The sequence below is a fragment of the Psychrobacillus sp. NEAU-3TGS genome, assembly GCF_029955155.1.
GTDB lineage: Bacteria > Bacillota > Bacilli > Bacillales_A > Planococcaceae > Psychrobacillus.
Genome location: NZ_JAPNOZ010000010.1, coordinates 14,835 through 35,855 on the forward strand (window position 1 = coordinate 14,835; position 21,021 = coordinate 35,855).

The 21,021-nt window shown below is 37.4% G+C and carries 17 protein-coding genes and 1 pseudogene; 12 read left to right on the top strand and 6 right to left on the bottom strand.

Going from position 1 to position 21,021, the window contains the following annotated elements; translation table 11 throughout:
* Positions 1-26 precede the first annotated feature (26 nt).
* Complete coding sequence (locus OR571_RS08620; protein ID WP_348775033.1) at positions 27-926, top strand: DMT family transporter; 900 nt, start codon at positions 27-29, stop codon at positions 924-926.
* A gap of 606 nt (positions 927-1,532) precedes the next feature.
* Here OR571_RS08620 and OR571_RS08625 read toward each other — a convergent pair.
* Together OR571_RS08625 and cypC are read right to left on the bottom strand one after the other, a co-directional pair.
* Positions 1,533-1,757: a hypothetical protein gene (locus tag OR571_RS08625; protein ID WP_282242413.1), complete on the bottom strand. Its 225-nt coding sequence runs from the start codon at positions 1,755-1,757 to the stop codon at positions 1,533-1,535.
* Between the two features lie 22 nt (positions 1,758-1,779).
* The gene (cypC, locus tag OR571_RS08630; RefSeq protein ID WP_282242414.1) at positions 1,780-3,036 is read right to left on the bottom strand and encodes a CYP152 family fatty-acid peroxygenase CypC; all 1,257 of its coding nucleotides are present in this window, start codon (positions 3,034-3,036) and stop codon (positions 1,780-1,782) included.
* A 152-nt stretch (positions 3,037-3,188) separates the two neighbouring features.
* Between cypC and OR571_RS08635 the strand changes: the two genes are divergently transcribed.
* Positions 3,189-3,815, top strand: a complete 627-nt coding sequence (locus tag OR571_RS08635) for an alpha/beta hydrolase (RefSeq protein ID WP_282242415.1) — start codon at positions 3,189-3,191, stop codon at positions 3,813-3,815.
* A 75-nt stretch (positions 3,816-3,890) separates the two neighbouring features.
* Here the strand turns inward: OR571_RS08635 and OR571_RS08640 are convergent, their stop codons facing one another.
* Positions 3,891-5,294 carry a tetratricopeptide repeat-containing diguanylate cyclase gene (locus OR571_RS08640; protein WP_282242416.1) on the bottom strand — a complete coding sequence of 468 codons (1,404 nt, stop codon included), beginning with the start codon at positions 5,292-5,294 and terminating at the stop codon, positions 3,891-3,893.
* A 314-nt stretch (positions 5,295-5,608) separates the two neighbouring features.
* Here OR571_RS08640 and OR571_RS08645 point away from each other — a divergent pair, with 314 nt between their 5' ends.
* Genes OR571_RS08645 through OR571_RS08655 form a run of 3 tightly spaced genes read left to right on the top strand, consistent with a single transcriptional unit; the run spans position 5,609 to position 8,256 of the window.
* A complete protein-coding gene (locus OR571_RS08645; RefSeq protein WP_282242417.1) occupies positions 5,609-6,586 on the top strand; it encodes a BMP family lipoprotein in 978 nt (325 codons plus the stop codon).
* Between the two features lie 21 nt (positions 6,587-6,607).
* Positions 6,608-7,243, top strand: coding sequence for a hypothetical protein (locus OR571_RS08650; RefSeq protein ID WP_282242418.1), 636 nt, complete (start codon positions 6,608-6,610; stop codon positions 7,241-7,243).
* Positions 7,244-7,278: 35 nt separating this feature from the next.
* Positions 7,279-8,256, top strand: coding sequence for a methyl-accepting chemotaxis protein (locus OR571_RS08655; RefSeq protein ID WP_282242419.1), 978 nt, complete (start codon positions 7,279-7,281; stop codon positions 8,254-8,256).
* Between the two features lie 534 nt (positions 8,257-8,790).
* Here the strand turns inward: OR571_RS08655 and OR571_RS08660 are convergent.
* The 3 genes from OR571_RS08660 to OR571_RS08670 all read right to left on the bottom strand — a co-directional run bounded on the left by OR571_RS08660 (position 8,791) and on the right by OR571_RS08670 (position 13,972).
* Positions 8,791-9,972: an amidohydrolase gene (locus tag OR571_RS08660; RefSeq protein ID WP_282242420.1), complete on the bottom strand. Its 1,182-nt coding sequence runs from the start codon at positions 9,970-9,972 to the stop codon at positions 8,791-8,793.
* Positions 9,973-9,987: 15 nt separating this feature from the next.
* Positions 9,988-11,376, bottom strand: coding sequence for an MFS transporter (locus OR571_RS08665; protein ID WP_282242421.1), 1,389 nt, complete (start codon positions 11,374-11,376; stop codon positions 9,988-9,990).
* Between the two features lie 394 nt (positions 11,377-11,770).
* Entirely contained in the window at positions 11,771-13,972 is a 2,202-nt protein-coding gene (locus tag OR571_RS08670) for a helix-turn-helix domain-containing protein (RefSeq protein WP_282242422.1), read from the bottom strand.
* Positions 13,973-14,481: 509 nt separating this feature from the next.
* Between OR571_RS08670 and OR571_RS08675 the strand changes: the two genes are divergently transcribed.
* The 7 genes and pseudogenes from OR571_RS08675 to OR571_RS22920 form a co-directional block, all read left to right on the top strand.
* Positions 14,482-15,096 carry a TerD family protein gene (locus OR571_RS08675; protein WP_282242423.1) on the top strand — a complete coding sequence of 205 codons (615 nt, stop codon included), beginning with the start codon at positions 14,482-14,484 and terminating at the stop codon, positions 15,094-15,096.
* 14 nt (positions 15,097-15,110) lie between these two features.
* Positions 15,111-15,686 carry a TerD family protein gene (locus tag OR571_RS08680; RefSeq protein ID WP_282242424.1) on the top strand — a complete coding sequence of 192 codons (576 nt, stop codon included), beginning with the start codon at positions 15,111-15,113 and terminating at the stop codon, positions 15,684-15,686.
* 252 nt (positions 15,687-15,938) lie between these two features.
* Positions 15,939-16,964, top strand: a complete 1,026-nt coding sequence (locus tag OR571_RS08685) for an HpcH/HpaI aldolase/citrate lyase family protein (protein ID WP_348775034.1) — start codon at positions 15,939-15,941, stop codon at positions 16,962-16,964.
* Positions 16,891-18,246, top strand: a complete 1,356-nt coding sequence (locus OR571_RS08690) for a phosphoribosyltransferase domain-containing protein (protein ID WP_282242425.1) — start codon at positions 16,891-16,893, stop codon at positions 18,244-18,246. The genes OR571_RS08685 and OR571_RS08690 overlap by 74 nt, the downstream gene beginning before the upstream one ends.
* Position 18,247: 1 nt before the next feature.
* Positions 18,248-19,363 (top strand): cysteine protease StiP family protein, encoded by a 1,116-nt coding sequence (locus OR571_RS08695; protein WP_282242426.1) that lies wholly within the window; start codon positions 18,248-18,250, stop codon positions 19,361-19,363.
* Positions 19,360-20,166 carry an HAD family hydrolase gene (locus tag OR571_RS08700; RefSeq protein ID WP_282242427.1) on the top strand — a complete coding sequence of 269 codons (807 nt, stop codon included), beginning with the start codon at positions 19,360-19,362 and terminating at the stop codon, positions 20,164-20,166. Before OR571_RS08695 ends, OR571_RS08700 begins: the two co-directional genes overlap by 4 nt.
* A 171-nt stretch (positions 20,167-20,337) precedes the next feature.
* Positions 20,338-20,936, top strand: a pseudogene (locus OR571_RS22920) (YceG family protein); the annotation flags it as partial.
* Between the last annotated feature and the right edge of the window lie 85 nt (positions 20,937-21,021).

Below are 21,021 nucleotides of genomic sequence, written 5' to 3' on the forward strand. Positions count from 1 at the left end.
TCATCTATTCGTTAGTAGAAAGTCTGGTGAAAAAATTGAATAAGAAAGCACTCATTTTAGCCTCATTTACAGTCTTTATCTGGGGATCCACTTTTGCAGCAATTAGTTCTAGCTTACACGGTGGCTATTCTGCCGGTCATTTGATATTATTCCGCTTTATCATTGCATCCATTATTTTCGCTATAATTGCATGTTGGCCAGGGGTTAGTTTTCGCTTGCCGAAAAAAGAAGATTTACTCAAAATAGCGTTTCTTGGATGGATTGGAATCAGTTTATATCATATATGTGTAACCTTTGGACAACTGACTATTACTGCCGGCACTGCAGGGATGCTAATCGGTTCTGCTCCCATCTTCACAACTATTATCGCAGTGATTGTATTAAAAGAACGTCTCGGAACGATTGGATGGTTTGGATTAGCATTTGGTTTTGTTGGTATTGTGTTAATCGGAATAGGTACTGGAGATTCCTTATTCAACATCTCACCTGGCGTATTTTTAGTTATTATAGCAGCTATTGCAACTTCCATATTTTTTGTATATCAGAAATCATTACTGTTAAAATACAATCCAATTGAGTTAACCGCTTATTTCACTTGGACAGGTACCATTCCTTTTCTTGTGTTTGCTCCAGGATTGCTAGACGACATCGGGCATGCAACTCTTGAAGCAAATTTGTCCGCAATATACATAGGAGTATTTCCAACAGCCATTGCCTATTTAACTTGGGCGATTGCTTTATCGCTAAGCAAAGCAAGCTCCATCTCTAGCTTACTCTATGCAGAACCGGTTATTGCGATAGTGGTCGCTTGGTTGTGGTTAGGTGAACTACCAACCATTCTTTCTATCATTGGAGGATTTATCGCAATCGCAGGTGTATTGATCGTACATTTGTATGGTAGAAGACGAGGTTCTGTTCGAAAATGAAATATAAAAGTGCTAAAGCTCCCGTTTCTGATCCGATTTAGCTTATAGGAATGATAAATGGAATAACGCGCATAATAGGGAAACTGCGTGGTAGAGAGTTGAATGAAGGGACCGCTGGGATTTTAGCTACAGGGTGGACGCTTTCCGCGGGCACGGCTTCAATCTCCTCGGAGCTCACGCTCCTGCGGGGCTTTCAGCTCGTACTGTTCCCGCCGGAGACGCCACCCCTTCGCTACAATCTAATAGAGTTTGCTATTTACTCCATAAGGAGACACTAAATTTAGTACTATGTTGCATTTTCTATGGGTGAAAACCTTTGATTAGTCAGCAAGTTCTATTGATTGAAGCGCAAGGCGGCGACACCTGCGGGAACAGCGGGACAGATGAGACCCCGCAGGAGCGTGCGACGAGGAGGCTCACCGCCCGCCCCGCGGTAAGCGTCCGCCTGGAGCGGAAATCAATTGCCTTTGCCATGTCTCTTTACCGTGCAGTTTCCCTATACCCCGTTTAAAATAAAAATATCCCATCCCTGACGCTACTTGAAAAAGTATCACATGACTAAACCTTTATAGATCCCCATTAAAAAATATTAGGTTTCAGTATAACCTAATATTTTTTCGTTTTATCTATTCTGTGATATTCGGATATTTGAATCACTCGAACGTTTCGCGTATTCAGTTCATGGTAAATTCCTCTACTATCGGTGAAGGAAATATATTGATCTCGCTCCATTTGAACAAGTTCTTCCGCTTTTTCTTGGGACTCTACATGGATGAATCTTCGAATATAATGCTCTTCATCAAAAAAGTAAGTTATTTTGAATTCTTTCACCGCTACTATCTCCTGTTCCATACTATAATCGTTTGACGTTTTTAAGAATTACTTTGCTATGAGGCATACTTGGCATGCTTACCAGACTGTAACTCAAATCTTGCGAGGGAATTTGATAGGATAGACGATTCGCTAAGTAATCCAAGCTTACCTTCATCACTTCAATTGTGACAAATTCTCCTGCACAGCGATGCCCCATCATATAATCTCCACCGCCTTGAGGAACAAAACTAAAAGGACTCCCCTTCCAATCAGCAAACCTTTCTGGATTGAATGTATCAACATCATCCCAAAGCTCAGCATCATGATTTGTTCCATACAAATCAAGCAAGGTTAGTGTTCCTTCTTCAAATGTGTAATCTTTCCATGTGAATTCTTTCTTTACTCTAGCCGCAACTAATGGGAAAAAAGGATAGTAACGTCGAATCTCTTGTACAAACATATGAGCATACCGGTCGTCACTGTTTTTCAACTTTTCACTTTCCTTAGGATTATGATGTATAGCCAACGCCGTAAAATTAATGAATATGGCAATCGCCACAATCGGGCGTAATATATTGACCAATTCCACAGCAGCTATTTCTATATCCAACAATTTTCCTTCTAAGTCACGATGCATAGAAATAGTATATAGCGCAGATTCTTCAGAGCATTTCATCGTTCCTTCTCTTACTTGTACGATCATCTCCTCTATCCACTTTTCCACTTTCTTGCGGGAATGTCGGACTTTCCAATACTCTGGACCTACGGAGATTGGAGATTCAAATAGATTCCCTAACTGATTTGCTCGTTCTAGTACTTCTCTTTCCTCCAATGGAATACCAGCCCATTGGCAAGCTATGCGGCACATAATTTGTTTGCTTTCTTCATAAAGTATGATCTCTTCTTTATGTTCCCATTTTTCCGCAGCATATGCCCATTGCTTTGTAGTAATACTTTTAAGTTCTTCTAGCTTTTCCGGAGTCATTAAGGACATGAACATCTTTTTACGATGCGTATGGGCCTCTCCATCTAAGGTTTGAACCCCTTTTTCACCAAATAATGTTTTCTGCACACGTTTGGGAGCTGCCCCATTTCTTATGAATTTTTCGTTATCATAAAAAACCTCTACTGCTTCTTCTCCGCCCATACAAATTGCTTTTTGCCCTAATAAACGTGTTTCAAATACCTCAGTTACAAAGCTATGTCTTCTATTTGGAATATACATGTATCCTTCTCTTAACAAGCTTAAACTATTATCTATTCCTTCTTCACGCGGTACTTGGCTAGAACCCGTCATATAATCCGTCTCCTTTTACTTCTCCATAGTTTTCTCCTTTCCTTATTCTTCCCTTTTCCTTCCCATTAAAACTCACTAAATAGATATCTGGCGATGAATAACTTCTGCTATGTTAAAATGGATATACTTTTAGCTTGAAAGGAAGAAATGAAATGAAATCACCTTTTACTTATAAACATACAGCTCCTGTGGAAACCGGAAAGCAACCGGGTATCTTTTTATTACACGGCATGGGAAGTAGCGAAGAAGACTTACCACAGCTTGTCAGAAGTTTTGAAGAAAGCCATCACATTTTCAGTTTACGTGGCCCGATTGTTTACAATCCAGGCTATGCGTTTTTTACAATTGCAGAAGTAGGTAAACCCGATCGTGATGTATTTGATAAAGTACTAACTTTTATTCAATCTTTTATACACGAAGCAATCGAAGAGTATGACCTTGATCCAAACGATATTACACTATTAGGCTTTAGCCAAGGAGCCATACTCGTACAATCTTTAGCACTAGTTATGGGGAATTCGATTAACAGAGTTGTTGCATTAAGTGGATACATACCTGCTTTTGTAAAAGAAGAATATAGTAAACGTCCAATCGACCATTTGAACATCTTTATTTCTCATGGGGATTATGATTACGTGATTCCTTCCCAGTGGGGGGCAGAAAGCAAAGATTATTTCGAAGCGCTCGGAGCAAATGTTACGTTTAAAACATACGGGGATGGGCACGGTGTAACACCGGAAAATCATCAAGATTTACTAACATTTCTAAAGGATCAATAATACCAACTTTCGGGACTCTTCTAGAGTCCCTTTTCAATTTCGAGAATAATTATCTGGCTCGGAATTTTCGTATATTTAACTTCTAGCATACACTTGATTCTTACCATTTTGTTTTGCCTGATACAGCCGCATGTCGGCCAGATGAAAAAGCTCATCAAAAGAATGAATGGACTCATGTTCCGTAGAAGAAATCCCAAAACTGGCCGCAATTTGTATAAATTGCCCGTTTTTCACTAATTGTAGGCTTGCTATTGTTTCTTTCAGGACATTCGCAAGTCTCAACGTCTCCTCAAAAGATTCTCTACCGATTATGACAAACTCATCTCCACCGTAACGACCAACAAAGAACCCAGCACTCAAAGTACTTTTACATAGCATCCCTACTTCTCGAATAACTTCGTCACCTACTAAATGTCCATGTACATCATTAACCATCTTAAACCCATCTAGGTCAAATGCTATACAACTAATTGGTGCATTTACATTTTTCAAGTCACTGAACCAACTTGTAGCAAGTTCATTTAAGTAGCTTCGATTGTACAAACCTGTCAAATAATCTAATTCTGCTTTTTTCCGTATCTTGGATAATTGATGCTTTACATTCAGCTTTATAGCCTTAAATTCAAGTTCTCGTTCATTAATCTTCTGCAGCAGTTGGATATACTCTTTTTGCACTTGGTAGGATTGATGGATGTCCTTCATAGCCTCGCTTATTTTCAATCGTTTTTCTTGGATAGTCTTCAATAAATACACATCCTGATAAGTATCTACAATTTCCTTTGCAGTGGAATATGCTTCAAAGGTTTCTTTATATGATCCTCTCTTACTCAGCCAGTCCCCTTTTAACATATGAAACTGTGCACGTTCTCGTATAAAGGATTCGAACACATTTTTCTTTTCCATTTCATCCATCACTAATTTCGCTTCTTCCAGTAGATTCAAGCAAATATACGCATGAGCAATATTAAACATTACTCGTACTTCTAACACAGAAGAATAAGGCTTATGTAGCTTTGCGGCAACAAGCCCTTTTTTAGCATTTTCTAATGCTTCTTCATAAGCATCGAGCTTAATACAAACATGACTATAATTACTATAGGCATTACTCAAAATGTTATATCTCTTTAGTCGCTTCGCAAGTTGCATACTTTTGTTTAAGGTTTCCTTTGCATACTCATATTGCTTATTGAATTCATATAACAAGAACATAACATTATATAATTGCAGATAGTCTGTATCATCCCCATGAACCATTGTAATTTCCTCATACCGTTCCATACTTGCAAAGGCTTCCTCTATGTATCCAATTGAATAATAAGAAGCGGCCTGAGTGATATGAGCAATAAGTATAGATTTGTAATCTTTATGTGCTATTCCAAGCTCTAATAGCTCGCTTGCCAGTTCTATTGTTTCTTGGTATTTCCCGTCAGCTCTTAACTGCGTAACCTCTGCCTGCAAACTGCTTAATACTTCTTTCATGATCACTTTACTCCAATCTTTTCGGGATTCTAGATTAAAATAATATGAATGATACTTAACACCTATTCTATAAAATGTGTTGAACACCCTTTTCCCTATATATCCATTTTTTTATAATCACTTTTTACTCAATTTATTATAACTTGGAAATGTCTAATTATCTAATCATTGTATTTATTCATAAGTGTGAAATAATTTGTCAATAGATTGTAATTTATCATTACTTTTAACATGCCATATCTCTAATTATTAATAACTTTACCGAGTTGCCGATACATATTAAGTGGAAATAATAAATAGTTAGGAATGATTTTATGAAGAAGAGCATCATTTTATATATGGCCATCATTTTTTCGCTTATACTCACTGGATGTTCGAATAAGGAAGAGAGTACAGATGCCAAAGAAAGAGTAAAGATAGGGGTGATGCTTTCAGATGACGGTCTAGGAGATCAATCATTCTCGGACCTTGGATTGATAGGCTTGGAACAAGCTCGTGATGAGTTAAATATATCTTTTGATTACCGAGAAATTCAAAATACAAATACATATGAAAATGGACTGGAAGAGCTAGTTGCACAAGGGAATGATTTAATCATAGGACTGGGCTTTTCTTTACAAGAGGCGCTTGAAACAATAGCTCCAAAATATCCAGATACTATGTTTGTACTTATTGATTCCGTATCAGATGTGCCTAATATTTATAATGTTACTTTTAAAGAAGATGAAGGCTCTTATTTATTAGGAGCTTTAGCTGCACTTAGAACAGAAAGCAATGTTGTTGGATTTATAGGAGGTATGGATACCCCCCTTATTCAAAAATTTGAGAGAGGTTTCACAGCAGGAGTCAAATCCCAAAACCCAGAAGCACAAGTGCTTACTACTTATGCAAATAGTTTTAGCGACGACAAACTCGGAGCAAGTATTGCAAAAGAAATGATTTCTGCTGGAGCTGATTTTATTTATCCTGCAGCTGGATTTACAGGAGTTGGGGCAATTCTAGAAGCCCAGAAAGCTGGTATTTACTCATTCGGAGTAGATAGTGATCAATACTATTTAGCTGAGAACAGTATCGTGTCCTCTATGTTAAAACAAGTAGACATCGCTATTTTCAAGACGATCAAAGAGTTCGTGGAAACCGGGGAAATTTCCGAAAAAAATCAGGTGTTAGGCATAAAAGAAAACGGTGTAAACTTGGCTCCTATTCGTGTCATTAATCTTTCACCCGCCGAACAGAGTAAACTCGATAAACTACAAGAAGATATTTCAAATGGCTCGATTACAATACAATAATAAAAAGCGAGGTGAAATTAGATGAAACTTAAACAAAAAATATTATTGATCTCTCTTATCCCATTACTGCTTTCAACTTGCATTATTGGATATAACATTACTCAATTAGCTTCACTAAAATCTTCTACCGAACAAATCGTGAAGGACTTAGTGAAAGTAGAAGAACTGAATAGCACAGCAAAAAGCCTTCAAAAATCTTTAAGCGCTTATTCTTTAAATATTTCCGAGAGCAATAAAAACGATATAGACGTCGACTTAGCAAATATGCAATCACTCTACGACGCACTAAGCCCCACCTTAACAAAAGAGGACCAGCAAGCTATTTCGAAACAACTTTTTCGTAAATATGAAGAAATTTTAAACGAGACAAATAACGCGTTAAGTACGCAAAATATAGCCGAAATAAAGCGGCAATCTCTTCGAACAAAAGGGATGATAAATGATGTAATCGAACTAAAACGAAGTATTACATCTGAATATCTAATGATGCAGACTGACTTACAAACGAAGATAAATGGAATTATGTCTATTTCAATTATTTTAGTGGCAGTCCTTTTAATTGGCAGTATTTTATCGACTTTCTTCTTTACGAACCGGATTGTACGTCCAATAAAACAAATTACTAAAAGTGCAGAAGAAATTGCAAAGGAAATTTAACTGTCAAACTAGCAGATGTCACAACTCGTGACGAAGTGGCAGCTTTACAAAATTCCTTCCAACAAATGACCATCCATTTAAGAGATGTCATTACCCATGTTTCAGATAGCTCCAGCCAAGTTGCTGCTTCTGCAGAAGAGTTAATGGCAAGTGCAGATGAAACAATGAAAGGAACCGAGCTAATCTCTACTTCCATTCAACTTGTTTCAGATGGAGCGGACCAACAAACCTTCATGTCTGATGAGTCTGCTCGTTCAGCTGAAGAAAGTTTAAACGCAGTCACTCAAATAGCTGAGCAAGCGAATGCAGTCATGGAGCTTTCCGTTTCAACCAATGAAAAAACAAAACAAGGTGCTGAGTTCGTTCAAGAAACCGTCTCACAGATGAAATCGATCAGCACATCCGTTGTGGAAACAGACAAAGCACTTATTATACTAAACGATCGCACCAAAGAAATCGTACACGTATTAAAACTAATTACTGATATCGCAGAACAAACAAATTTACTTGCATTAAACGCTGCAATTGAGGCTGCAAGAGCTGGTGAAGCAGGAAAAGGATTTGCTGTGGTAGCAGATGAGGTAAGAAAACTTTCCGAGCAAACAAGAAATTCTGTTTCAAGTATTTCCGGAATTGCATCAGAAATCGAACTAGATACTAACAAGACCGTTGCTTCGATAAATGATGTGAAGAATAGAGTCAATGCTGGTCTAGAAATTGCCCATCAGACCGAAGAGACATTCCATGATATCCTGGTTTCTGTAGAGCTTGTAAAAGAACAAGTAAGTACTATTACAATAGTTACTAACAATATTAATGATCAAATGCTACAAGTATCTACTCACGCGCAAGAGATGACCAATGTCGCTAAAATAACTGCGGACAGCTCCAATTCCGTTGCAGCTGCTTCCGAGGAGCAATTAGCCTCTATGGAAGAGGTCACTGCTGCGGCCGTTTCCTTAGCAAACCTTGCAGAAGAATTGCAACAAAGAATTTCCAAGTTTACGGTTTAGGGGAAACTGCGAGGTAAAGATGTCCGCCATAATTTCCGCTCCAGGCGGACGCTTTCCGTGGGGCGAGCAGTGAGCCTCCTCCGCTAATGCTACGTGCGGGGTCTCACCTGTCTCGCTAAATCCCACAGGAGTCGCCGCCTTGCGCTTCAATCAATAGAACTTGCTAATAATCTAAAGTAAATCTTATTCAAATATTGATAGGTTTTCCCTATAGAAAACAATCTAGTACGAGATCAAGTACATTATTTCTTAGTAATTAGCAAACTCTACTGGATTGTAGCGAAAGGATGGCGACTCAGCGGGAAAAGCACGAGCTGAAAGCCCCGCAGGAGCGTGAGCGACGAGGAGATTGAAGCCGTGCCCGCGGAAAGCGTCCACCCTGTAGCGAAAATCACGACGGACACCCAATGAAGCCTTACCGCACAGTTTCCCTTAATAGCGATTACCTTGTGAATTATTTTAATGCATTTTATCATGCAACAAAATTAGGCTATCTCTTAAGTCAAAATAGACTTTAGAGATAGCCTTACTTTTTTATTCCTGCAAACTACATACAACTTGCCCTACAGCTTTTGCAGCGACTAATAAAGATGCTTCATCAATATCAAATTTGGGATGATGATTAAAATATGGATCCTCCACTCCTTCAGGCGTACAGCCAATATAGAAGAAGCACGCTGGGAATTTCTCCGCATAGTAAGCAAAATCTTCTGATGGAGCTAGCGCCGGGAACTCTCTCACTTCTTTAATATGTGGATCATTGGCATTTTTAAGTGTCTCAGCCACTTTCGCTGTCAATTCAGGGTTATTGTATACTGGTGGATAATCTGGTGTATATGTTAACTCACAAGTAACACCAAATTCTTCTTCCAGTCCTTTCACAAGACGTCTTATTTCTCTTTCAATCGTTTCTTTCGTTTCCACTGTCATATAACGAATGTCGGCTTCAAGTTCTACACTATCTTTAATGACATTGAATGTACCTTTTCCATCAAATGAACCAATGGTAATCACTCCAATATCAAACGGACTTAATCTGCGACTAATAATCGTCTGAACTGCTGTAACAAAATGTGCACCTGCAACAATTGCATCATTCGCTAAATGAGGAGAGGAACCATGTCCACCTCTACCTTGAATTTTTAATTTCATATATGCTCTTCCATTGAATGCGAAGCCAGCGTGATAGCCGACTAATCCTGCCGGACCCATCGGTAGCAAATGAATTCCATACACTTCATCTAAATCATCAATTAATCCAGATTCTACAATACTTTTTGCCCCACCTGGTGGAACCTCTTCAGCATGCTGATGAATGATTTTAATCGTTCCAGACAACTCTGATTTCAATTGGATCAAGCAATCTGCCAATACCAATAAATAAGCTGTATGACCATCATGACCACACGCATGCATTACACCTTCATTTTTCGATTTAAATGGGACTGGTGTTTCTTCTACAATTGGGAGTGCATCAAAATCTGCACGAAGCCCAATTGTTTTACCAGGTTTAGCCCCTTTGATTGTTACAATAATACCGTATCCATTCCCAACATTCGTTTGAACTTCCACATCTTTACCTTTATAAAAGTCTTCAATATATTTAGCCGTGTTTTCTTCTTTAAAAGATAACTCTGGGTTTTCGTGTAAATATCGACGAATTTGAATAATTTCTTCTTCTCGCTCTTCTAACATTTTCATTAATGTTTCTTTCATAATCTGCACTCTCCCTTATTTAACTTCACTTTTACCAGCGTTATTAGGAACCATGAAGAGAATTGATAGCAATGCAATAATTGCGAAAATCACGTTTGTTATAATACCACCAGTTGCCGCTGCATCAACTCCACTTTTGTCTGCAATCATTGCATATACAGTAGCAGAAATTGCAACCCCAAAAGCTGAGCCGAGGGAACTAGCCATCTTATATATACCAGATGCTGCACCAATTTTATCATCCGGTGCATTGGATACAGCTGTATCTGTAGACGGCGTTGCGTACAGACCTAAGCCTAAACCGAACAAAGCAAAACCGATGAATACGACAACTGTATACGCTACGTCTGGTAAAAATGTTAAGCCCATTACACCAACGCCGATTAGAGTCAAAAATGCACCCCAAAGCATCGGTTTTTTCGCACCAATTTTTTGTAGAATTTTTTCACCAACACGAATCATTCCTAGAACTGCAATGAGGTAGCCTATTGATAACATACCTGATTGGAAAGATGTAAATCCTCTCCCCTCTTGTACATACGTATTTGCAACCACTAATGTCCCTGCAACCGCATTAAGCAAGAAGTTAGAAACTGTTGCACCTGTATATGGTGCATTTTTAAATAGCGCAAAATCGATTAACGCATTTGATTTACCATTTTCTACTTTCACGAATATTATCGCACCAATGATTGTCACCGCTACTAAAACGATTGTAATCCAGTTTGTCCAACCAATTTCAGCACCTTGTGTGATGAAAATATTCAGCGCCAACATCGTAATAATGAAGACAATTAATCCACCTATATCGAATTTCGAATTACCATTGTCTTTTGCTTTACTTTCAGGCGTGTCTTTTATTAACCATAACGCAAGAACTGCGAAGATAATTGAAAAAATGAAAATCCATTTCCATCCCATATACGTTGCGATTGCTCCGCCCAGTAAAGAACAAACACCAGATCCACCCCATGAACCAATAGACCAAAAGCTTAGCGCACGCTGACGTTCTGCTCCTTCGAAGTAAGCTTTCATTAATGCGATTGTAGAAGGCATAATACATGCCGCTGAAATCCCTTGAATAATACGACCAATAATGAGTAAAGTAGCACCATTTGCTAACACTAAGCAAAGTGAACCGATAATACTTAAGATCAGCCCAATATTAGTAATTTTCTTACGTCCCACTTTATCAGCAAGTCCACCTGCTGCTACGATAAAAATACCTGAGAATAATGCCGTTAAGCTAATAGCAATATTTAATGTTCCCATCGAAATCCCTAAATCTTGTTGGATAGCTGGAACCACGTTAACCATCGCTTGGGCAAATAACCAGAATGTTAATACACCAAAAACGATACCTGTAATCATTTTATTTGAACCTTTATAGGTTGTTTCCATCATGTACACTCCTAATTTCGTTGTTTCACTACGTAGTGATTATTTGTTAAAAATGCTGTTTCATACAAAATACCTTAGAATTAGTACAAGGCCTGTTTTAACTTGTTGGGTAAGCTTCCCTATAGCTATATTTTAAAAGAAAGATCATTTTATCATCATGCCTTTTTTGATGTGTTCCTATATAAAATTAGGCATTATTTTGATTGACGAAATGTTAGGTACAAAAAAGACGGTTAATATTGTACCTTTTAGTGTAGATTTTTCTCAAAGGTTCGTTCGGAAATATAGAACAATGGACAACGAAAAATATTATATTTGGTTGCACAAAAAAACACACCAGTGGAGACACTAGCTACGCTAGTATCACTGGTGTGTTCTGATGTCCATATGACTGCTGTTAAACATACGATTTGCGTATATCAAAAAAGTGAATGGCGTTGATTGTTAAATAGGAGTAGAATGACCAGTCTTCATCTATTGTTTCATCAAAAATTTGCAAGGATGGATGACTAAGTCGATTAATATATTCAGCTATTTCTATATCTACTCCATGCTTACTACCTAAGTTCCACCAATTTGTATAAAGTGCTCCATTATCTTTATCATACGTATACTTTCTAACCTGATACTCACCAGGCTTCAACCCCTCTATAATTACCCGTACATCCTTATTCAACTTTTTCAAAAATGCATCTTCAATGGAGAAATAAGGGTTTATATTAATACAATTCATGAGCACTAATTGATAGCCCCTCTCATACTCCGTCATGATGAAATCTAGTCCTTGTGCAACAATGCTTCCAGACAGTTTTTCTGCAAACGACATTGCATAAAAAGCAGGACGTTTTCCATTAAAATAATGAAACAATTCCATTCCTTCCAATTGAATACGATGGTGTTGATCATCAACTTCATGCAATTCCGTGTTAATCCAAAAAGCAAGTGAGTCGACATCATTTGAAATATCCCATGCACTTTTTAACACTAAAGCCCCTCGAAAAAATGTGCCGTTTGTATAACGTGTATTTCCAGATAACGTATTCCACGTCACTAAATGGAGGGGTTTGTCGATATGATGCTGCTTTAAATAATATTTCACCTTATTTGTTTTTTCTTTAATATAATCCTTTGCCAGCAAAAATCGATCATTACTCGTATCCTCAAAATCAATGACTTCATTTTGATTGGCATGGAAACCAATAAAATCTATGTTATCTTCTTCTTGTAAAATCCATGAATGACGATTGCTTGTTTTTTCTTCTTCAAAAGAAAACGGCAAATACACACCGATATGGATACCGGGAACAATTTTTTTGATACTGCTGTACAATTTCGTATACATACGGCACAATTCTTTTTGATCAACTGCTGTAAAATACGATTCATAAAAGAGAACATGCCACTTACTAACATAATTCTCGCCAAACACTTGAAGACAATGGCGAAGAAATTCCTCCAATTTTTTAAAATAAGAAGCTTCATTCGCTGATATATCTTGATAGCTAACACGACTAAATATGGCAAGATCATGCTTTTTCAAAAAGTTAATAGCCATATCTGCCTTAAAATACGGAGAAGAAGTCGCAATCGCCTCATCTGTTTCAACAGTTGGTAGAAATGTTGCATTACTTACTAAGTTTTGAATCCCTACATAGCTAAGCCTTAAATCTTCTTTTACAGTTAATACTTGCTCCCGTATATCCTCTTTTAACAGCTCTTTTAATTCTCGAACGATTAAGACATGATCTGGGCGAGTAATTTTGTCATTTATAGGAACAGAAACATCAATTCGTAACTCTTCAAAACGTGTTTCTGTATTGCTGTATGTTTTATTTGTTTCAGCAAGCATTGATCCTAATTGAAGAAAAATGGAGGATGAGTTAGTGATTGTTTCCACGCCTTTTATATTTCCAGTGTTATCGATGGTTATATCCTCTTTCATATGACGTTCCCGATATATTTTTGGTGTTTCCTCGTAAATTTCTTTAAAAAGGCTCGTAAAGGATTTAGTGTTCGGAAAGCCATTATTCATCGCTATAGAAGCAATGGAATCTGACGTATAAAGTAAGTCTTTCACACTATGCTTTAATCGAATATCCATTAAAAAACGACTAAATCCCAAGCCCATTTTTCGTTTGAAATAGCGGGATAAGTACCCTGGTGACACATAGAGCATATGAGCCATCTGTTCTAGTGTAATCTGTTCTTGATAATGTCTCTCCATATAATCAATGAGCTGTACGAGTCTATCATCTTCAGTATCTAGCTGCCCTAATGCATTTCCTTCCTCTTTGAAACGACGAATAAGTATAAGAAGAATTTCACTTACAATTCGTTGCATTTCTATCGTGTAAATATCGTCTTTCCGGTAGAAAGTGATGACCATTTCACCAAATAATGTACGGAGCTGATCCATTAATGCTTCCCGCCCGATGTCTATGTCTTGTGAAAAGCATTCAAACCATTGATGGCGATACTCTTTAAAGGATTGTTCCATATATAAATCAGAAATGGTGAATCGCAGAACACTGTTTTCTTTATTTCCCTTCATTTCAAAGAGCTCGTTTCGATTAATAACAAGTAAATCCTTTTCTTTCATTTGATAAATTCTACTACTCGTCTCAATGGTAAGTTCCCCTTCGATCACTAAAACTAATTCGATCCCGCGATTACTTCACGGTCCACATTTCCAATTTTTTGTATCCGAAGATGAAAATCTTTTAATCGCTCGTCCATAACGATCACCTCCTAAACTCTTATCGTCATCTTACTAATAGAGAAGTATATGGTGCAACATTTATCAGTTCATCTTAGCACTCTATCTTTTTACAGAGGGTTAATTTTGAGATTGTATTTATCGCAGTTTCTATTTTCAACGACCTCGATTGGTTAAAATAAAAAGAAAATAAAAAAACATTTACGGGACACTTTCATATTAAGTGAAGTTCAGCTCATTTTGTGTTAATAATAGTAATAGGTAAAAGATTCTGATATACATTCTCTACCTGCTCTTTATAAAAACAGAATGTATGATTTGTTCTATTTTTTGAAACTTTTTGCACGCAATAACGTATCATTATAAGGCTATTTTTAAATGGAGGGATATGAATGGGCATTAATTTGGTAAAAGGTCAAAAAATAGATTTAACTAAAGGGAGATCTTCCTTATCAAGCGTTATGGTTGGTTTAGGTTGGGACCCTGTTGAAAAGAAAAAAAGTGGTGGCTTTTTAGGAGGTCTACTAGGTGGCGGTGCTAGCGGTGCTGAAGTAGATTGTGATGCTTCTGTATTACTGCTAGATGAGAACGGCAAATTGCAATCTAAAAAAAACCTAGTGTATTTTGGCAACAAAGCAAGCCAAGATGGTAGTGTCGTTCACTCAGGCGATAATTTAACTGGAGCTGGAGAAGGCGATGACGAGGTTATCAATGTTAACTTAAACGCGATTTCATCTTCCGTACATAGGTTGGTATTCGTAGTTAACATTTATCAAGCGAAACAAAGAAAGCAAGATTTCGGTCTTATTCAAAATGCCTTCATCCGACTGGTAGATAATGGAACGAAAGAAGAGTTAGTACATTATAACTTATCTGAAAGCTATGCTGGAAAAACCTCTCTTTTCCCAGGTGAGTTATATCGTCATGGTTCTGAATGGAAATTCTCCGCTGTCGGTGAAGGCACATCTGATTTAGACATAGGTTCTATTGCAAACAAATACTTATAAGGAGTTGTTTATGAATGGGCATTAATTTATCAAAAGGACAAAAGGTAGATTTAACAAAAACAAACCCAGGTTTAGTGAATGTAACAGTAGGATTAGGTTGGGATACAAATAAATATGACGGTGGGAACGATTTTGACTTAGACTCATCTGTATTCTTACTTGGAAGCAATGGAAAATGCTCTTCTGAAAGTGACTTCATTTTCTATAATAATACAACGGGTGCTGGTGGTGCTGTTGTCCATACAGGAGACAATCGTACTGGAGACGGAGATGGGGACGATGAGCAAGTAAATATTAACCTATCAACTGTGCCGGCTTCCATTGAAAAAATTGCATTTAGTATTACTATTCACGATGCAGAAGCACGTGGGCAAAACTTTGGTCAAGTAAACAATTCATATGCACGAATTTTAAATGCTGATAGTGGAGAAGAATTGATCCGTTATGACCTAGGAGAAGATTTCTCTATTGAAACTGCAGTAGTAGTAGGAGAATTGTATCGTCATAACGGCGAATGGAAATTCAATGCCATTGGTAGTGGATACCAAGGTGGTTTAGCAGCTTTAGTTACTGACTTCGGTCTTAACTAAAACAGCACAAGCAAAAAGCAAGGGTCTTTTTCCTTGCTTTTTATTTTACAAAAAGTAAAACATAAGTGGAATATGGGTGAACCTAACAGCGCCTTCTTCATTTTTAGGAGTGAAATTCATGAAGCATTTTCGAGGAGTGCATGACAATGAATTACAACATTTTTTTCATGTACCGCCTAAAGATTTTTCGAAAGATCTAGATAAAAAAAATTAGGCATTGCACTAGGAGCTACCTTATATATTCCAGGTTCCATGCCGGACATCAAATCAAAGTTAACAAACAATAATTTACGAAATTTAACAAACGCTATTATTTGCTTAGAAGACTCGATTGCAGATTCTGAGCTTATCTTGGCAGAACATAACGTCATCCATGAGCTCCGCCTAATAGACCAAGGTTTTGAAAAAGGAGTAATTTCAGAACATGAACTCCCCCTTCTATTCCTTCGCATTAGAAACGTAGAGCAGCTTCAAAAACTAGCAGAACAATTAGGTAGCACCATTGGCCTTTTTACTGGGATTGTTTTCCCCAAATGTACAACTTCGAATGCCGAGAATTTTTTAGCCTGCTTGCAAGACATTAATCGATATTATTCAACCTATTTATACGCATTGCCTATTTTAGAAACAAAAGAAATAATTTATACAGAGTTGAGAGAACAAGAGCTTACTAGCTTGTACAAGTTATTCAAGGAATATGAAGATACTATTTTAACCATCCGTGTAGGGGCAACCGACTTTACAAGCCTCTTTGGTTTAAGACGCCCTGGCAACCGAACAGTATATGATATAAAGCTTGTTTCAGATTGTTTAACTGCTGTTTTAAACCAATTCACAAGGCAAGAGGATAACTTTATCGTCTCTGGTCCTGTTTATGATTATTTTAGCTCGCAAAACCATGCGATAACTACTGATGACTTAAATGGATTTGAAGCTGTTCTATGGAACGAAGTACAACTAGATATTGACAATGGTTTTTTCGGGAAAACCTGTATTCATCCTTCTCAAATTGACATTGTGAATGCTGCTTACATAGTACCAAAAGAAATATACGATGATGCACGATTAATCGTCGGAAATAAAGACGAGACGAACGGAGTTTTACGAAGTTCGGCGAGAAATAAAATGAATGAAGTGAAGCCTCATTATAACTGGGCTTTAAAAATACTAACACAAGCAGAAATATATGGGGTGCTTAAAGAAAATGTTACATCACTCGACTTCCTCCAACATATCAAAAACGTACAACTTACACGGAGACTTAAAATTAACAATTGAAGTAAAAAACAATCCAAATAACTTTTCACCTGATGCCCTTTTTGAAATGGGGGTAAGAATAAACAAAAAAAGAAACTTTTTATTCGTAAGCCGCTTACTCGGAAAGCATTTGGCAGTAGACCCCACCATCTCTCTTGCAACTGGGTCTATTTTAGCTTCTATGCTTCTTGAGAATGAAGGTCAAAAACCTCTTCCACAGTTAGATGAAATTGTGGAAATGATTAATTCAGGTATTCCAGATCGAGCATTAAGCGCAAAATCATTGGCATACAAAGCAAAATTACCAACCAAAACTGTTTTTATTGGTTTTGCTGAAACTGCTACTGGCTTAGGACATGCGGTATTCAACCACTTTTATGATGCAACATATATCCATACAACGAGAGAAGAAATAATCAATTTAAAGCCTTCCTTTTATTTTGAAGAAGAGCATTCTCATGCTACCTCACACCGCGTCTATGCACCTGAAGAAATATTAATGGAAGCGGAAACGATTGTCCTGGTGGATGATGAAATTACAACAGGCCTTACCGCCTCCAACCTTATCGCAGCATTAAGTAAATCATTTCCTGACAAACAATATAAAGTTTTATCTATTTTAGATTGGCGAAGTGACGATCAACGAAGTGAATTTAATCATGTGATGAAAGCTCGCGGTATATCAGCAGAAGTAATTTCTATTCTCTCTGGTCAGTTTTTATTGAGCAATGAAGCATCGATTGAAGAAAAAGAGCAGAGTTATCTTGAAGGCGGGAAGGAATTCGAACTATTTGCGGATAAATCATTAACGGCACCAGTCACTTCTTCTTATTATAGTGCACATGCTGCGTACAACAGTTTTACAGGCAGATTTGGTATAACCGCTGATCATCATGAAGAAATGGAAGAATGGATTCAAAATATGTTTAATAAGCTCCCTTCCATAGATAGAAACAAATCTACACTCGTGATTGGTGTGGGAGAAAATATATATGTTCCATTAAGATTTGCTTTGGCTTTTGGCGAAAAAACGAAAGTACAAACAACGACAAGAAGCCCTATTTTCGCTAAAGATGAAAAATCCTATCCTATTAAACAAAAATGTAAATTCACTTTACCGGACTCAATCGGAATCGATCAATATATATATAACCTAGCAGAAGTTGAAGCCGAACAAATCATTGTAATAGCAGAATCTGTGAAAGAAAAAACGAGCTGGTTTCCACTGCTTACACATCTAGAGAATTTTGCACCTGTTACATGGATATCCCTTACTATGCCATATGAAGAAGGAGGAGAATAAGATGAAGTTACATACGAATGAGTTAGTAAAAACAAGCTATTCTCCAGAAGATATTACTTTTTTATTGAAGGATTTATCGAACGAACAAATCGAGTCATCGATCGAATCACGGGAAAAGTCTTTTCAAAACGGTTCTCACTATGCTGAGTCATTACCGATTGAATATCGCCCCACCGCTGAATACGTTAAAGTATACGAGCAAGCGCTAAAGGATTCTGCTGATCATATCGCACAACTAGTTGGTATTTTAACAAGACGAGTGCGTAAATTCGCAAATACGGATGATGTCGTACTTGTTTCTCTTGCACGAGCAGGAAGCCCAATTGGCATATTAATGAAAAGATATGCTAAAAACTTTTTGAAACTTAATTGGCCTCATTTTAGTATATCTATACTAAGAGGAAAAGGAATCGATGAGGAAGCAGTTAAAACAATCAGGGAACTTCACCCAAATAGCCATATACAATTTGTAGATGGTTGGACTGGAAAAGGAGCCATTCAAAACGAGCTGACAAAATCAGTACTGCATTTAAATGAAGCATACAAACTTCGTTTAAATGATGATTTGGCTGTTTTAACCGACCCTGGGGAATGCGCCACTCTATTTGGTACAAGGGAAGATTTCCTTATTCCAAATGCATGCTTAAACTCAACCGTATCCGGCCTTGTTAGTCGCACCGTTTTAAACGATCAACTTCATCACCCTGGTGATTTTCACGGGGCGAAGTATTATGCAGAACTTGAAAATGAAGATGTATCTAATGAATTTATTGACCATATTTCTAAACGATTTTCAGAGCAGGAAACTAGCATTAAGAAATTAGCAGCAGAATTCCCTATTACGGATACAAGAACTTGGAGAGGTATGCAAGAAGTAGAAGCAATTGGTAAACAGTTCTATAAAACAATAGATATTAGTAAAGTAAAACCAAGTGTTGGAGAAACAACAAGGGTATTATTGAGAAGAAAACCATATAAAATATTAGTACGTGATACGAGCCATGAGTCAGTCCGCCATATCCTGCAGTTGAGCAAGGAAAAAAACATTCCAATTGAAGTAGTTCCCGAATTATTTTATCTTGCCATTGGACTGATTGAATCGGAGGATCTACGATGACTATCCTTTTTGCCAGTGATTTAGATCGTACACTTATCTATAGTAAAAACTCCAGAGGTGCCGAGGTCCAAGAAAAGGACCTTTCCCCTGTAGAATGGGTCGATGAAAAACCAACTGCTTTTATGACCACAAAAGAAATTGAATACTTTCATAAACTTTCACCTACCATCACTTTTGTACCAGTTACTACAAGAACTGCGAGTCAATATAATCGGATTACAGGGATATTCAAACCATCTGAAAAACCAACCTATGCAATCGTTTCCAATGGAGCTGTTATTTTAGAAAATGGAAAACCTCTTACGGAGTGGTCAGACAAAGTGAAAAAGCAACTCCAGCTAGATTGCACATCGATTGAACATGTAATGCCCCAGTTAGAGGCATATGCTAAAAAAGAGTTCGTTCTCCGCGTTTTACATGCAGAGTCTTGGTTTGTATATATGATTATTGATGAAAAAATGTTCTCAGTGGAAGAGCTTGAAAATCTTTCGCAAATTTTTTATGAACAAGGTTTTACACTTTCTCATCAAGGCAGAAAATTGTATATTATGCCAAATTGTATTAATAAATCAACGGCACTTCAATTTGTGAAAGAACGAATAGAGGCTAAAACTGTTATTGCTGCAGGTGATTCCATGCTTGATTTTGATATGGTTATAAGTGCTGATCAAGGCTATATCCCCTCTCACGGGGAAGCAGTAAAACAAAAGGAACTACTCCCTCCTCATGTTTTCGTTACAAACAATATCGGAGTACTTGCTGGGGAAGAAATAGTAAAAAAAGTATGTGAGTATTTGTTATAATAGTTGTGAATAGGGGGAGAACCCATGGTGAATTTAAATCCAAAACGGATGAACTCGTGGGATTCATCCAATATTGGAAATTGGTTAAAAGATTCTTTAGGAGATCCTACGAAAGTATCTATTGACGGGGAAACATTAACTTACCCTCAATTAATTTGCCAATACGTCGGTATGTCCTTAGATGAAGATGAATATTTCTCTTTCCTGCATACACAAGTAAACGAGTCTTCTGGCATGTTAACCATCCTTTCTGATGCGCTCAATAAAGAAATCACAGCAGAAAGGTTACGCTCGATCAATCAATTGTTTGATATGCATCGAAAAGAAAAAGGATTATCCCCAAATCGGATGGTCGCCTTTTTAGACGGGTATGCACTATTGCCTTCTTTAAATGATGCTGACCTAAATAGAAGAATTCGAACTACATTAATAGATCTATTAAAAACCTGCAAGCTACTTATGCAGAAGGAACCCTTCATCACGAATATAGACGAATTACAACCGATCTAGTGAAGTGGATTTTCAACCATGTAGAACCTGCTTTAGAAATAGTAGATTTTAAAAAAGGACTACCTGGATTTCTTTGGTATGGCGACTCTACACCGAGCGAAAAATGGTTCCTTTCCTATCTAGCTAATTTCGGTTTTCATGTAGTTGTATTTAATCCTTCCGATGAGGCTTGGCCAAAACAAATGCTAGGAATTGATGCAGAGCATAGCCATCGCTTTCCGAAAATAGAAACTGAACTAAAACCATTGCCAGATGAAATGCCTAAAATTGCAGGAACTGTTGCTTTTAAAGCAACACAAGAGATTAATGAACTATTACATCATGAAAACTCAGGATTATATAAGC